We start from the raw sequence: 14,443 nt of genomic DNA on the forward strand, positions 1-14,443 counted from the left end.
ACTTTCATGATCGAGATTAAACACCTGCGGACGCTGCAAGCGTTACGACACAGCGGTTCGCTGGCCGCCGCTGCTGCCGCCCTGCATCAGACTCAGTCGGCCCTCTCTCACCAGTTCAGCGATCTGGAGCAGCGGCTCGGCTTCCGCCTGTTTATCCGTAAAAGTCAGCCACTTCGCTTTACGCCGCAGGGGGAGATTCTGCTGCAGCTGGCGGAACAAGTGTTGCCGCAGATTGGTCGCGCCCTGCAGGCCTGCAATGAGCCGCATCAAACCCGGCTGCGCATTGCGATTGAGTGCCACAGCTGCATTCAGTGGCTGACGCCTGCGCTGGAAAATTTCCGCCAGCACTGGCCGCAGGTGGAGATGGACTTTAAATCCGGCGTTACGTTTGATCCGCAGCCTGCGCTGCAGCAGGGCGAGCTGGATATCGTTCTGACATCGGATATTTTGCCGCGCAGCGGGCTACATTATTCGCCGATGTTTGATTTTGAAGTGCGCCTGGTGATGGCGACCGACCACCCATTGGCGAAGAAAGAGAGCATTGAGCCTGAAGATTTAACGCTTGAAACGCTGCTTATTTACCCGGTACAGCGTGAGCGTATGGATATCTGGCGTCATTTCCTGCAACCAGCAGGAGTTAGCCCGTCGCTGAAAAACGTCGATAACACGCTGCTGCTGATTCAGATGGTATCGGCGCGGATGGGGATTGCCGCCCTGCCGCATTGGGTGGTGGAAAGTTTTGAGCACCAGGGCCTGATTGTGACCAGAACCCTGGGTGAAGGTTTATGGAGCCGCCTCTACGCCGCGGTACGTGACGGCGAACAGCGCCAGCCGGTGACCGAGGCTTTTATTCGCTCGACGCGCCAGCACGCCTGCGACCATTTACCGTTTGTGAAGAACGCGGAGCGACCCATCGGCGATGTACCCACAGCGAGGCCATTATCACCGTTCCCCCAATAATAAAGCTCGGCCAGTGGGGCTGCTCCTGCCAGATGGCAAGATTCACCAGCAGCCCGGCCGGGACGTGCACGTTGTTCATGATGCCGAGCGTGCCGGCGTCCACCTGAGTTGCACCGTAGTTCCACATAAAATAACCCAACCCGGAAGCGACAACGCCAAGCCAGACCAAAATCCCCCACTGTAGCGTCGTGGTGGGGAGTTTCTGCGGATTGCCAAGCGCAAACCAGGCAACAACGGCGACAATAAACGCCCCCAGATAGAACCACGAAAACGCGCAGTGCTGCGGCATCGGGTGCGTTTCCATCAGGCGCTTGTAGCCCACCATGCCGATAGCGAAGCAGATGTTCGCCCCCTGCACCAGCAGCAGGCCGATCCAGAAGTGATCGCTGACTTTATCGTAACGAATAATCGCCGCGCCAATCACCGCCAGCCCCGCACTCAGCGCATAGCCCCAGCGCAGTTTATTGCCGCTCAGCAGGTCGTAAATCAGCGTGACGTACAGCGGCGTCATTACCGTGAAAAGCAGGAATTCGGATACCGTGAGATAGAGGTAAGCGCGGAAGCTGAAGAGGTACATCACGCCCAGCTGTAGCGCGCCCACCAGCATGTACAGCAGCAGGGTTTTGAGCGGGTAGCCTTTAAAACGCAGGAACGGCAGAAACACCAGCGCCGCCAGGCCAACGCGCATCAGCACCGAGAAATAGCTGTCCACATGCCCGGCGAGGTACTCCCCAATCAGGCTAAACGAGAAGGCCCACAGAATCGTGGTAATGATGAGTAATGGCACAATGAGCAATCCACAACGAACAAGATTGCGCCATTGTACTGAGAGGAGGCTACATCGGCTTAACTATTTAGTTGACGAGTGGGCACTTATTAACCACTCGTCATTTGCCGATCACTCAGTCTTGAGGAACAGCTTACGCAGATAATGCGGCACGGCGTTGTCGCCGTTGGTGCCAATCACTTCCAGCTCCGGCAACAGATCTTTCAGGCGCTGGTGAGCGTTGCCCATGATGCAGCCCTTACCGGCCATGCTCAGCATCTCGGCGTCGTTCATGCCGTCGCCAAAGGCAATGCAATCCTTCAGGCCGTAACCCATCGCTTTCGAGACCGCTTCCAGCGCGTGCCCTTTGGAAACACCGCCCGCCATCACTTCCAGGCAGGTCAGCGTCGAGAAGCTGACGTTCACGCGGTCACCCCAGCGGGCGTTGATCGCCTGTTCCAGCGGCAGCAGCGTGTCGTGATCGTCGCAGGTAAAGAATACTTTGCTGACGCCGTCGGCTTCCAGCAGGCCCGGTTCAAACAGGGTGTAGCTGAATTTTGCTTCCTGGAAATACTTCATCTCTTCCGGGCGGTGGCGGTTCATAAACCACTCGTCGCCTTTGTAGACGTTGGTCACGATGTCCGGGTTGTTATGCACCACGCCAAACAAGTCCTGAGCGATGTCGTGGTCGAGATCGTGAGAGAAGAACAGGTTGCCGTCGGTATCGTGCACGCGAGCGCCGTTCGAGGTGATCATGTACGCCTTGATCTCAAGATTGTCGCGAATTTGCGCCACATCGATATGGTGACGGCCGGTGGCAAAAACAAAGTTAACGCCTTCAGCGGTGAGCAGTTTTAACGTTTCTTTCGCGTAAGCGGAGAGGAAATGATCGGGAGACAGCAAGGTGCCATCTAAATCTGAAGCAACGACGTGGTACATAGGGATATTCAGCCTCTGGAGAGATATTTTCAATTAGTTATGCCGGTCGAAAAACTCAAGCACGGCAGACAATGCTCTGGCTCGCATAGCGTCCTTCTCAAACAGGATCTCGTGATACGCGCCTTCAATGACGTAAGGTGTTTCCCCCTCACAAGGGTGGCCCGCCGCGGCCATAATTTCGCAGAATTGCTGGTGCGCGCGGTTATCGACCACTCGCTCCTCTTCCGCCTGGAGTAAAAAGATCGGCGTGGTGATGGCAGTGGCTCCTGCTAACACCTTTTCTCCGGCGAGGATCCCTTCTCGAACCCAATGGAACGTTGGCCCGCCCACCCGTAATGCTGGCTCATCAGCATAAAAACGCAGGCTGCGGCGGTACCGCTCTTCGCTGTGGGTCAGGACGTTAACGCTAAACGGCAGTGCGCGCCAGCGGCCCGTCCCAATGGCGTATCCTTCCCGAATACGTGGATGCCCTTCGGCCCAGTCAAGAATATGACGCACCATCCATTCCGGCCAGCGCAGGATAATACCAAACATCGGGGCGCAGAGCGCGACCGCATCAAAAGCGCCCGGGGCTTGCTGTAACCATAACGCGGCAATGGCGCCGCCCATCGAATGGGCCAACAGGTAGCGTTTACGCCAGTGCCCTGACGCCACTTCCTGCTGGTAAAAATGGTCAAAATCTTCGACATAGTCACTAAAGTTGACGACGTGGCCACGGTGGGTGTCCGACAGCATGCGTCCTGAACGCCCCTGCCCGCGGTGGTCGATGATCAACACATCAAACCCGCTGTGGAACAGGTCATACGCCAGCTCAGCATATTTCACGTAGCTTTCTATTCTACCAGGGCAGACCACAATCACGCGATCGTGCTGCGGTGAACAGAAGCGAACGTAGCGAACCGGCACGTCGTCCACGCCGGTAAATTCGCGCTCTTCCCGCTTGCGCCAGAAGTCCGTCAGTGGGCCCGTGGCAAAAGCAGCAAATGCGCCTTCGCGTTCTAACCATCCATTTTTATGCTGAGACATAGGGGTCGGCATCAGGTATCTGTGGTTTTTTTATGGCCCGTGGCACGCTTATCAACAATAGCGTATTGTGGCATAAAAGCGCGCGTTCAGGGAGTTTCGCATGACCTTCGAGTGGTGGTTTACCTATCTGCTAACCACAATAATTCTTAGCCTTTCCCCCGGCTCTGGTGCCATCAATACCATGACTACCGCTATCAGCCACGGCTATCGCGGTGCGGCAGCGTCAATTACCGGACTGCAAACCGGGCTGGCGCTGCATATTGTGCTGGTCGGCGTTGGGCTTGGGGCCCTGTTTTCACGCTCGCTGCTGGCCTTTGAAGTGCTGAAGTGGGCGGGCGTTGCCTATCTTATCTGGCTGGGTATCCAGCAATGGAGAGCCGCTGGTGCACTGGACTTAAACACGCTGGCCACCACGCAACCGCGCAGCAAACTGTTCAAGCGAGCGGTGTTTGTTAACCTGACCAACCCGAAGAGCATCGTGTTTCTGGCCGCGCTGTTCCCGCAGTTTATCGTCCCGCATCAGCCCCAGGCGATGCAGTACGTTGTTCTCGGTGTTACCACAGTCGTCGTCGATATTATTGTGATGATTGGCTATGCGACCCTGGCCAAACGGATTGCCGCCTGGATTAAAGGGCCGCGCCAGATGAAAGCCCTGAACCGGGTCTTTGGCTCGCTGTTTATGCTGGTTGGCGCGCTGCTTGCGGGAGCGCGCCAGGCCTGATTATCGGGAGATGATCAGGTGAATACCAAACCCGGTGAACAGAGCGCCAGCCATACCGTCTATCCATTTGGCGAGGCGCTGATAGCCGCGACGCATTTTTGGTAAGGCGAACAGGCTCGCCACGATAGTGAACCAGGCGAAGGTTTCAATCGCGATCAGCACAAACAGGCCCCAGCGCTCGGCGCTGCCCACGTTGTCGCCAACAAAAAGCGAGAACACGCTGCCGAAGTAGATAATCGCTTTCGGGTTAGCCAGGTTCGTCAGCAGCCCTTTCACAAAGCTCTTCCCACCGCTCGCCAGCTCGACTTTTGGCGCTTCTTCGCTTTTAACTTCTTTCTTGAATGCACCGCGCAGCATCTGATAGCCCATCCAGCAAAGATACAGCCCGCCGCCGACCATGATGATGTTATGCAGCCAGGCCATTTTTTCGAGGATAAGATGCAGGCCTAGCAGCGCCACGCCTGCCCAAACCATGACGCCAGCGGTGATCCCCAGCACGCCCATCATCGCCTCTTTGCGAGAGCGGCTTACGGCAGTCTGGGAAACAAAGAAAAAGTCAGGCCCCGGGCTCATCAGGGCAACGATGTGCACCAGCGCCACGGTCAGAAATAGCATTAACATAGGGAATAGCTCGCGTGCAGATAATTCGAAGAGTCATTATCCTGCCACTTTTCTTCGCGGCAGGCTACTCTTCATCCACGCCGTCAACGTGGTCGCGGATAAGCGTCATAAACGGGCGGCCAAAGCGCTCAAGTTTGCGCGTCCCCACCCCGTTAATGCCCAGCATCTCGCCGGGCGACAGCGGCATCTGTTCCGCCATTTCAATCAGCGTCGCATCGTTGAATACCACATAAGGCGGGATGTTTTCTTCATCCGCGATGGATTTGCGCAGTTTTCTGAGTTTGGCGAACAGCTTGCGATCGTAATTACCGCCAAAGACTTTCTGACTGGCGCGCGGCTTGATGGCGACAACACGGGGCACCGCCAGCATCAGCGGCTCTTCACCACGCAGGTAAGGACGTGCCGCTTCCGTGAGCTGCAGCGCTGAGTGCGCGGCGATATTTTGCGTCACCACGCCGAGGTGAATGAGCTGGCGGATCACGCTGACCCAGTGCTCCGTCGTGTGCTCGCGGCCCTCGCCGTAAATTTTCAGTTTGTCGTGGCCGAGATCGCGAATTCGCTGGTTGTTGGCCCCCCGTAGAACCTCAACCACGTAGCCCATCCCAAAGCGCTGGCCGACGCGGTAAATGCAGGACAGCGCTTTTTGCGCGTCCATCAGACCGTCATAGCGACGAGGCGGGTCGAGGCAGATATCACAGTTGCCGCAGGACTGCTGGCGGCCTTCGCCGAAGTAGTTCAGCAGCACGAGACGGCGGCAGGTTTGCGCTTCGGCAAACGCACCCATGGCGTTGAGCTTATGGCGCTCGATGTCCTGCAGCTGTCCCGGTGCTTTTTCTTCAAGGCATTTACGCAGCCAGGCCATATCCGCCGGATCGTAAAACAGCATCGCTTCCGCAGGCAGGCCATCGCGCCCGGCGCGGCCCGTTTCCTGATAGTAAGATTCAATGTTGCGGGGGATATCGAAGTGGGCGACAAAACGCACGTTCGGCTTGTTGATGCCCATGCCGAAAGCGACTGTCGCGACCACGATTTGCAGATCGTCACGCTGGAATTTTTCCTGCACGTCACCGCGCACCTGATGCTCCAGGCCCGCGTGATAAGCGCCGGCGCTGATGCCTTTGCTTTGCAGTCGGGCGGCGATGTCTTCCACTTTTGCACGGCTGTTGCAGTAAATAATCCCGGACTTACCGCGCTGTTCCTGAATATAGCGGGTGAGCTGATCGAGCGGCTTAAACTTCTCCATCAGCATGTAGCGAATGTTCGGCCGGTCGAAGCTGCTGATTTGGATAAACGGGTCGTGGAGCCCGAGCAGGCGCACGATATCGAGCCTGGTGGTGTCGTCCGCCGTGGCCGTTAATGCAACAAAGGGGACGGCAGGCAATCTTTCGCGAAGCTGACCAAGGGCAGCATATTCCGGGCGGAAGTCGTGCCCCCACTGCGAAATGCAGTGGGCTTCGTCCACTGCCACCATCGAAAGCTGCCAGTTGCTGAGATGGTCAATAAAATTGTCCATCATCAGGCGTTCAGGCGCGATATACAGCAGACGAATTTGCCCGGTACGGCAGCCGGTCATCACTTCCAACTGCTGTTCGCGGGTTTGGGTCGAGTTAAGACAGGCCGCCGCCACGCCGTTCGCCAGCAGTTGATCGACCTGGTCTTTCATCAGGGAAATCAGCGGGGAAACCACCACGGTCAGACCGCCAAATACCAGGGCAGGAATTTGATAACACAGGGATTTACCACCGCCGGTTGGCATCACTACCAGGCAGTCACGCCCCTCCAGCACCGTGTCGATGATGGTTTCCTGACCCGGACGGAACTGTTGGTACCCGAAGGTATCCTGCAGAACCTGTCTCGCCAGCGACGCCTGATTGATTACTTCCGCCTGTGCCACGCTATCCCCACTACCTAAAATTCAGGCGCCATTTTCAGCGCCTGGAAGAGAAACTGCAATGCTTTAGAAAAGATCGTTTAGCATAACGCCTACGCCAACCCGTGTCTGGTTAAAGTTGTAATCGATGAGCGATTCACCGTAGCCGCTATAGACCTGGGTATAGAAGCGAACGTTTTTCGAGATCGGGTAACTCACGCCAAATTCTGCCCCACCGTAGCCACTATTCCAGTTGTATTGCCCCTTCACGCTGAAAATCGCATCGCCCAGCGCATAGCCCACCTTAAGCTGGTAGTAGCCCATATATTTGGTGATGTCCGGGTTGTCCTCTACGCTCCCCACTACGTACCAGGGTTTGACTTCCACCTGCCAGTCGCCGTGTTGTGCCATCAGGCGGGTGTACAGGCGGTTCCAGCCGCGCGAGGTTGGGTCAGAACGACCGTTTGAATCGTGGTTATAGCCAAACTCGACGTCCCGCAATGTCCAGCCCGCAAACGTTGCTTCCGTTGCGAAACCGAGGAATAGCTGAGGCTCATAGTTGGTTTCACGAAACGGGGAGGATTCATTGCGATTGGAAAGCTGCCACCAGGATTTCTGGGTATAGGAGGCGGCCAGCACGGAGTTATCCCCCAGAATTCCGCGCCAAAGCGGGAAGGCCAGGCTGAGCTGGAACTTCACCTCGTCTTTGCGCGCATTGCTGGCCCAGTCATAAGAGCTGATTGCCTCTTTGTTCATATCGCTGGTCCAGGTGTACAGCAGGTAATTCGTGTCGTACGGGTACAACGTGAAAGGGTTGTCGTGTTCCTGCAGCAGATTGGCAATGATGCTGCCTCGCACCGCGGGCTTGTCGTGAATCTTATCGATGGTGGTTTCTTGTGCGAAGGCGGTCAAGGGCAGCATCGCGGCTACTCCCCACCCCAGAGGTTTCAGCATTGGTCCCGTTCTCCATAACAAAAAAGTGTCTAAATATTTATCACCAAACATTTTACCGCAGGATGCCCCAAAGCACGTCTCTGCGGTTCCGAAAGTGGAAAGCAACAATTGAGAAGCATAAACCACACACTTTGTTAACTTATTCGTTATTTGTTCGAGGAATGAACGATGTCTTCCCCCGTATTGACCACAGAAGCCGCCCTCAAGCTGGTGGGCGAAATCTTCGTGTACCACATGCCGTTTAACCGCGCGCTTGGCCTGGAGCTGGAGCGCTACGAAAAAGCGTTCGCCCAGTTGAGCTTTAATAATCAGCCGATGATGGTGGGCAACTGGGCACAAAGCATCTTGCACGGCGGCGTTATTGCCTCCGCGCTGGACGTGGCGGCTGGCCTGGTCTGCGTAGGCAGTACGCTGACTCGCCACGATACCATCACCGAAGACGAGCTTCGTCAACGTCTGTCCAAAATGGGCACCATCGATTTGCGCGTGGATTATCTGCGTCCGGGCCGCGGAGAGCGCTTCACGGCCAGCAGCAGCCTGTTGCGCGCCGGTAACAAAGTTGCGGTAGCGCGAGTAGAGCTGCATAACCAGGACCAACTGCACATTGCCAGCGCAACGGCTACCTACATGGTAGGGTAAGGATGTAAACCCTGTTATTATTTGCTCACTATTTTTTTGCTGAGTTTTCTTCATGGATCCGAAACAGACACGTCAGGGGATCTTGCTTGCCCTGACGGCCTACTTTATCTGGGGCATCGCACCGGTATATTTCAAACTGATTCACTACGTACCGGCGACAGAAATTTTGACCCACCGCGTTATCTGGTCATTCTTCTTTATGCTGGCGCTGATCACTGTCTGCCGCCAGTGGCCGCAGGTGAAACGCTCCTGCCAGAACCGTAAAAAGATCCTCGCGCTGGCGTTAAGCGCCGTGTTGATTGGCGGTAACTGGCTGCTTTATATCTGGGCAGTGAATAATCAGCACATGCTGGAAGCCAGCCTGGGTTACTTTATTAATCCACTGGTGAACGTGCTGCTGGGGATGCTCTTTTTGGGTGAACGCTTCCGGCGGATGCAGTGGGTCGCTGTCTTGCTGGCCTTCTGTGGCGTGCTGGTTCAGCTCTGGACTTTCGGTTCTCTGCCGATTATTGGCCTGGGCCTGGCCTTCAGCTTTGCTTTTTACGGCCTGATCCGCAAAAAGATTGCCGTAGATGCACAAACCGGGATGCTGTTTGAAACGCTGTGGCTGCTGCCGATCGCGGGCATTTACCTGTTTGGCATCGCCGACAGTGCCACCAGCCATATGGGGATGAACCCGTGGACGCTGAATCTGATGCTTATCGCCGCCGGGGTGATCACCACGGTGCCGCTGCTTTGCTTTACTGCCGCCGCGACCCGCTTGCGCCTTTCCACGCTGGGCTTCTTCCAGTATCTGGGGCCGACGCTGATGTTCCTGCTGGCGGTGACGTTCTACGGCGAAGTGGTAACTGAAGATAAGCTGATTACTTTTGGCTTTATCTGGGCGGCGCTGGCGCTGTTTATTGCCGATGCGATTTATACCCAGCGGCGTCTGCGTAAGGTATAAAATACGCTAACCGTTATAGGCTCAATTTTTTTAGTAATGTGCCTGTGAAGCAGCAGGCACAAATCAATATACGGAGTAGTGACGTAGAAGCATTCATGTTAGTGTAAAAAATCAATGGATTAATAATATTTAAGGACAATGGATGTTTTCATCATCGAGTGATTTTTATATATTCCTTGCAGTTATAGCAATTATCTATACAACTCCTTTTATTTATACACCAATCACTATTTACGGCGCATTTAAGAAAAAAGAACAAATTACATTCATCAAAATAATATTATCTGCCAATGTTTTAATAATAGTTAACATACTCTATTATTTTTTCTCACCAAATAGTTTGCCCTATAGCTCCCATACGATTTTTTTTATCACCATGAGTCTGATAACTTTCCTTCCAGCCTCTTTGTCATTGTTAATTAACCTACCCAAAAAAGTTGACATTTATACGTACATAATACTGTTCAGCTTATCACTTTGTGTATATAATTTTTATTGCTTTTCAGAAAAATTAAAGCAAGATCACCGCGCAATGATTTTTTCTGCGTTGGAACAAGGGAATATAAAAAAACTTCAGCAAGTATTTAATGATGAATGCTCAAATAATAGTATCACTTTTGATTATCTATACGAAATGGCTGAGGTTGAAACTTATCCTGCAAAATCGTTTACCTTTATGCTGGACTGTATGGCTGGAAGCACCGAGACGAAACATGTCCCATTTCAGTTTATAATCTTTTACAAAAACGCATTACTTCGTGAAAATACAAACACAGCACTATTAAACCTACTCTACGCTGATTATTATCATAAACTCAATGAAAGTGATAAAAATAATCTTGTAGAAGAAATCACTTCCGAAATAAACAACCGCTATTCAGCTAAAAATACATGGTTCGTAGAGCGCTTTAACTTCCTTATCAAAAAACATCCAGAATTAACTAACTACATAAAAATAGATGAGCAAGATATCATAAACGCAATAGATTACGGCAATATAACCTTTATTAATTACGCCCTCCCATATCATTCTACTAAAAATGAAAATCTGCTTTTGGCAACAAGTGTCTTAAGCCATGCAGATGAAAAAATCATGAAAAAGATTGAGGAAAATAAAAACTTTCTAAATATCGAGCTGTTGAGCTCAGATCATCACATTTGGAGGAACAGTAAAATAGATCTATTAAGCTATATATTCAGATATGGCTCAGAAAATTTAATCATTTGGTTACTCGCCCGAGGGATGGACGACACGGCCACATTTGATTATCAGGAGAGTTATGTCAACTCTACTAATGATCAAAAGGAATACTCCTGTAGAAATTACCTGATGGATCACATTCGTGACAATCCCGAAATAAGTCATGAAAATAAATGGTCAATTCGCACAGTACTAGAGCTGAGAAGCAACTGCCCCTCAAGATAATCGCAGAGACAAGATAATAAATGCTATCGACAGATGCGGCCTTCAGGACGAAAGCCGCAACCGGTTTAAAGCCAGTTCTTACGCTTAAAATAGAGATAGGGCGCTAAGCCCGCGAGCATCATAAAGATGATCGCGCCGGGGTAACCAAAGCTCCACTTCAGCTCAGGCATAAACTCGAAGTTCATCCCGTAGCTGGACGCCACCAGCGTTGGCGGCAGGAAAACAACCGAAACCACAGAGAAGATTTTGATGATGCGGTTCTGCTCGATGTTGATGAAGCCCATCGCCGCCTGCATCAGGAAGTTCACCTTCTGGAACAGAGATTCGTTATGCGGCAGCAGGGATTCGATATCTCGCAGGATTTCGCGAGCCTGCTCCAGCTGGCTGCCCGGCAAACGTGCCTTACGCACCAGGAAATTCAGCGCGCGCTGGGTATCCATCAGGCACAGACGAACCTTCCAGCCGATATCTTCCAGCTCCGCCAGCGTCGAAAGCGCGGCGTCGTATTCGTCGCCCTGATGCCCTTCCATGATCACACGGCTAAGCTGTTCCAGATCGCTATAAATGTTTTCGATTTCATCCGCCAGCTGTTCGATTTTGGTTTCAAACAGATCCAACAGCAGCTCCCACGCATTGCCGTCCGCCATGGACTGATTGCGGGCGCGCATGCGGTACAGGCGAAACGCAGGTAGCTCACGTTCACGCAGCGTGTACAAGCGGCCTTCACGAATGGTAAAAGCGACCGTGCTGTTACCGGCGTGGTCATCGGCATCTTCAAAGAAGAAAAAGGAGTGGATGTGAAGGCCGTCTTCGTCCTCAAAAAAACGCGCGGACGCTTCGATGTCTTCCAGCTCTGGTCGGGTTGCCAGGCTTTGACCAAGTTCCGTTTGCACTCGCTCTCGCTCGCTCTCTTCCGGCTCGACGAGATCGACCCATACCGAATTGGCAAGGGTATCCGTCTCGTCCAGCTCAATGCGGGCAAGGCGATTATTTTCCAGTTGAAATGCGCTCAGCATGACCGGGACTCCCAATGCAAAAAAAGATCAGGGACAATTCGGTTGGCACACAGACAGAAACAATAGAGGTTTCAGACCATTAAACAGTCTGACTCAAGGGGCGACGGAATGAAAATACACGAGGTCGCTGACAACCACGAAGGCTATCAGCATCAGAGGATAGCCTTAGAAGTTGTACCTGGATGACAGGTTATTGAGCCAGCATCTACTGGGTGTGTCCAAGGCGAGTGTCCTCTTAGCGTATTCGTGCGCGCATGTTACGCCACCACTAATATGGCGTCAACACGCAACGGGACACGGCTGAACAAGTTCATGCCAGTGACATATTAAGGGTAGCCCACGCACTAAAAATTGTAATTAGTTTCTGTAGGTTACACGGTTTCCAGGCGCGCATAAGCGGCAACTAACCACTTGATTCCCTGCCCCTGGAATGCCACTTGCAGGCGGCTGTGCTCCCCGCTGCCTTCCAGGTTCACAATGGTCCCTTCGCCAAACTTAGGATGACGCACGCGCTGCCCCAGGCTAAAGCCAGAATCGTTCTGGGCGAGAGGAGTACCCATCCGCTGATGGCTGACCGGACGGCTGATACTTGCGCGCAGGCGAACTTCTTCCACACAGTTTTCGGGCAGCTCGCCGATAAAGCGAGACGGACGATGGTAGGCTTCTTTCCCATACAGGCGGCGCGTTTCCGCATAGGTCAGCGTCAGCTTTTGCATTGCGCGGGTTACGCCCACGTAGGCCAGACGGCGCTCTTCTTCCAGGCGCCCACCCTCGTCGAGGGACATCTGGCTCGGGAACATGCCTTCCTCCATCCCCACGATAAATACCTGTGGGAACTCCAGACCTTTGGCCGAGTGCAGCGTCATGAGTTGCACGGCATCCTGCCAGGTATCTGCCTGGCCTTCCCCCGCTTCCAGCGCGGCATGGGAGAGAAACGCCTGCAGCGGCATCAGATCTTCGTCTTCGTCGTTGTAGCTGAACTGGCGCGTGGCCGTCACCAGCTCTTCTAAGTTCTCAATTCGGGTCTGGCCTTTCTCGCCTTTCTCCTGCTCATACATGATGAACAGGCCTGAATCTTTAATTACCCGGTCGGTCTGGACGTGCAACGGCATATCCGCAGTTTCATGGGCGAGCGCGTCAATCAGCTCCATAAAGCGCTGCAGCGCGGAGGCCGCACGACCAGCCAGTGCTTTTTCCTGCAGCAGCAGGCGGCAAGATTGCCACAGCGTTAGCTGCTGGTCACGCGCGGTCTGTCGCACGACGTCGAGCGTGCGGTCACCGATACCGCGGGTTGGCGTATTCACCACGCGTTCAAAGGCAGCATCGTCGTTGCGGTTGGCCATCAGGCGTAGATAGGAGAGCGCGTCTTTGATTTCCTGACGTTCGAAGAAGCGCATCCCGCCGTAAATACGATACGGCATACTGCCCTGCAGCAGCGCCTCTTCCAGCACGCGCGACTGGGCGTTGCTGCGGTACAGAATGGCACATTGCTCCAGCGCACCGCCGTTTTCCTGCCAGGTTTTAATGCGGTTAACCACGAAACGGGCTTCGTCCAGTTCGTTGAAAGCGCAATAGATTGAGATAGGTTCGCCGTCGCTGCCGTCGGTCCAGAGCTCTTTACCAAGGCGGCCAGAGTTATTGGCAATCAGGGCGTTGGCCGCGTTCAGAATGTTGTTCGTCGAGCGGTAGTTTTGCTCCAGACGAATCGTTTGTGCCCCCGGGAAGTCATTCAGGAAGCGCTGGATATTTTCAACCTGCGCCCCGCGCCAGCCGTAGATCGACTGGTCATCATCGCCGACGATCATCACTTTGCCGGTGTCCCCGGCCAGCAGGCGGATCCACGCATACTGAATGCTGTTGGTGTCCTGGAATTCGTCCACCAGGATGTTGGTGAAACGCTCGCGATAGTGATTCAGGATATGTGGTTTGTTCAGCCACAGTTCGTGGGCGCGCAGCAACAGCTCAGCAAAATCCACCAGCCCGGCGCGGTCGCAGGCTTCCTGATAGGCCTGGTATACCTTCTGCCAGGTTTGCTCCACCGGGTTACCGTAGCTTTCAACGTGATGCGGACGCAAGCCCTCGTCTTTTTTGCCGTTGATGTACCACATCGCCTGGCGCGGCGGCCACTGCTTCTCGTCCAGGTTCATCGCTTTAATCAGGCGCTTCAGCAGGCGCAGTTGATCTTCGCTGTCGAGGATTTGAAAGTCCTGCGGCAGATTGGCGTCCATATGGTGCGCGCGCAGCAGACGGTGTGCCAGGCCGTGGAAGGTACCCACCCACATCCCGCCCTGGCTGGTGCCCATCAGTTGACCGATGCGGTGGCGCATTTCCGCCGCCGCTTTGTTGGTAAAGGTCACCGCCATGATCGAGTAAGGCGAGCAGTTTTCGACCGTCATCAACCACGCAATGCGGTGCACAAGCACACGTGTCTTACCACTGCCCGCCCCGGCCAGCACCAGCATATTGCTGCGCGTGGCGGCAACCGCTTCGCGCTGTTTGTCGTTGAGGCTGTCGAGCAGGTAAGAAACGTCCATTGGCACCGCCGAAAAAGAGAAAGAG

The 14,443-nt window shown here is 53.9% G+C and carries 14 protein-coding genes; 5 read left to right on the plus strand and 9 right to left on the minus strand.

The genetic code is table 11. The annotated features are described in order from the left end of the window. The first annotated feature begins 6 nt into the window (after positions 1–6). A complete protein-coding gene (gene metR / locus WFN87_RS19040) occupies positions 7–960 on the plus strand; it encodes an HTH-type transcriptional regulator MetR (RefSeq protein ID WP_008455485.1) in 954 nt (317 codons plus the stop codon). Here the strand turns inward: metR and WFN87_RS19045 are convergent. The 3 genes from WFN87_RS19045 to pldB all read right to left on the minus strand — a co-directional run bounded on the left by WFN87_RS19045 (position 848) and on the right by pldB (position 3,691). After that, on the minus strand, positions 848–1,747 hold the full coding sequence (locus tag WFN87_RS19045; RefSeq protein WP_166879503.1) for a carboxylate/amino acid/amine transporter: 900 nt from the start codon (positions 1,745–1,747) through the stop codon (positions 848–850). The genes metR and WFN87_RS19045 overlap by 113 nt on opposite strands. Positions 1,748–1,858: 111 nt before the next feature. Further along, positions 1,859–2,665, minus strand: a complete 807-nt coding sequence (yigL, locus tag WFN87_RS19050) for a sugar/pyridoxal phosphate phosphatase YigL (protein ID WP_008455489.1) — start codon at positions 2,663–2,665, stop codon at positions 1,859–1,861. Between the two features lie 33 nt (positions 2,666–2,698). Continuing rightward, positions 2,699–3,691: a lysophospholipase L2 gene (gene pldB, locus WFN87_RS19055; RefSeq protein WP_166995885.1), complete on the minus strand. Its 993-nt coding sequence runs from the start codon at positions 3,689–3,691 to the stop codon at positions 2,699–2,701. Positions 3,692–3,791: 100 nt separating this feature from the next. Between pldB and rhtB the strand changes: the two genes are divergently transcribed. Next, positions 3,792–4,412, plus strand: coding sequence for a homoserine/homoserine lactone efflux protein (gene rhtB, locus WFN87_RS19060; protein ID WP_008455495.1), 621 nt, complete (start codon positions 3,792–3,794; stop codon positions 4,410–4,412). Here rhtB and rhtC read toward each other — a convergent pair whose 3' ends face one another. The 3 genes from rhtC to pldA all read right to left on the minus strand — a co-directional run bounded on the left by rhtC (position 4,413) and on the right by pldA (position 7,857). Further along, entirely contained in the window at positions 4,413–5,033 is a 621-nt protein-coding gene (gene rhtC / locus WFN87_RS19065; RefSeq protein WP_166879511.1) for a threonine export protein RhtC, read from the minus strand. A 64-nt stretch (positions 5,034–5,097) separates the two neighbouring features. Further along, on the minus strand, positions 5,098–6,927 hold the full coding sequence (gene recQ, locus WFN87_RS19070) for an ATP-dependent DNA helicase RecQ (protein WP_166995883.1): 1,830 nt from the start codon (positions 6,925–6,927) through the stop codon (positions 5,098–5,100). Between the two features lie 63 nt (positions 6,928–6,990). Then, positions 6,991–7,857, minus strand: a complete 867-nt coding sequence (pldA, locus tag WFN87_RS19075) for a phospholipase A (protein ID WP_034807964.1) — start codon at positions 7,855–7,857, stop codon at positions 6,991–6,993. 168 nt (positions 7,858–8,025) lie between these two features. Between pldA and yigI the strand changes: the two genes are divergently transcribed. From yigI to WFN87_RS19090, 3 genes are all read left to right on the plus strand, one after another. Further along, positions 8,026–8,496, plus strand: a complete 471-nt coding sequence (gene yigI, locus WFN87_RS19080; protein WP_008455502.1) for an acyl-CoA thioesterase YigI — start codon at positions 8,026–8,028, stop codon at positions 8,494–8,496. Positions 8,497–8,548: 52 nt separating this feature from the next. Further along, on the plus strand, positions 8,549–9,442 hold the full coding sequence (gene rarD, locus WFN87_RS19085; RefSeq protein ID WP_008455504.1) for an EamA family transporter RarD: 894 nt from the start codon (positions 8,549–8,551) through the stop codon (positions 9,440–9,442). 142 nt (positions 9,443–9,584) lie between these two features. Next, complete coding sequence (locus WFN87_RS19090) at positions 9,585–10,868, plus strand: hypothetical protein (protein WP_336989466.1); 1,284 nt, start codon at positions 9,585–9,587, stop codon at positions 10,866–10,868. Positions 10,869–10,933: 65 nt separating this feature from the next. Here the strand turns inward: WFN87_RS19090 and corA are convergent, their stop codons facing one another. The 3 genes from corA to uvrD form a co-directional block, all read right to left on the minus strand. Continuing rightward, complete coding sequence (gene corA, locus WFN87_RS19095; RefSeq protein ID WP_039289228.1) at positions 10,934–11,884, minus strand: magnesium/cobalt transporter CorA; 951 nt, start codon at positions 11,882–11,884, stop codon at positions 10,934–10,936. Between the two features lie 165 nt (positions 11,885–12,049). After that, positions 12,050–12,106 (minus strand): YsgD/CorL family protein, encoded by a 57-nt coding sequence (ysgD, locus tag WFN87_RS24175; protein ID WP_353591484.1) that lies wholly within the window; start codon positions 12,104–12,106, stop codon positions 12,050–12,052. A gap of 149 nt (positions 12,107–12,255) precedes the next feature. Further along, on the minus strand, positions 12,256–14,418 hold the full coding sequence (uvrD, locus tag WFN87_RS19100) for a DNA helicase II (protein WP_008455510.1): 2,163 nt from the start codon (positions 14,416–14,418) through the stop codon (positions 12,256–12,258). Positions 14,419–14,443 lie beyond the last annotated feature (25 nt).

It is taken from the genome of Cedecea sp. AS113 (genome assembly GCF_037152415.1).
Lineage (GTDB): Bacteria > Pseudomonadota > Gammaproteobacteria > Enterobacterales > Enterobacteriaceae > Cedecea.

Coding starts and splice junctions, on each gene's coding strand:
- yigL (WP_008455489.1), bottom strand. CDS start 2,665: ATGTACCACGTCGTTGCTTCAGATTTAGATGGCACCTTGCTGTCTCCC.
- pldA (WP_034807964.1), bottom strand. CDS start 7,857: ATGCTGAAACCTCTGGGGTGGGGAGTAGCCGCGATGCTGCCCTTGACC.
- metR (WP_008455485.1), top strand. CDS start 7: ATGATCGAGATTAAACACCTGCGGACGCTGCAAGCGTTACGACACAGC.
- yigI (WP_008455502.1), top strand. CDS start 8,026: ATGTCTTCCCCCGTATTGACCACAGAAGCCGCCCTCAAGCTGGTGGGC.
- pldB (WP_166995885.1), bottom strand. CDS start 3,691: ATGTCTCAGCATAAAAATGGATGGTTAGAACGCGAAGGCGCATTTGCT.
- WFN87_RS19090 (WP_336989466.1), top strand. CDS start 9,585: ATGTTTTCATCATCGAGTGATTTTTATATATTCCTTGCAGTTATAGCA.
- uvrD (WP_008455510.1), bottom strand. CDS start 14,418: ATGGACGTTTCTTACCTGCTCGACAGCCTCAACGACAAACAGCGCGAA.
- rhtB (WP_008455495.1), top strand. CDS start 3,792: ATGACCTTCGAGTGGTGGTTTACCTATCTGCTAACCACAATAATTCTT.
- rhtC (WP_166879511.1), bottom strand. CDS start 5,033: ATGTTAATGCTATTTCTGACCGTGGCGCTGGTGCACATCGTTGCCCTG.
- rarD (WP_008455504.1), top strand. CDS start 8,549: ATGGATCCGAAACAGACACGTCAGGGGATCTTGCTTGCCCTGACGGCC.
- corA (WP_039289228.1), bottom strand. CDS start 11,884: ATGCTGAGCGCATTTCAACTGGAAAATAATCGCCTTGCCCGCATTGAG.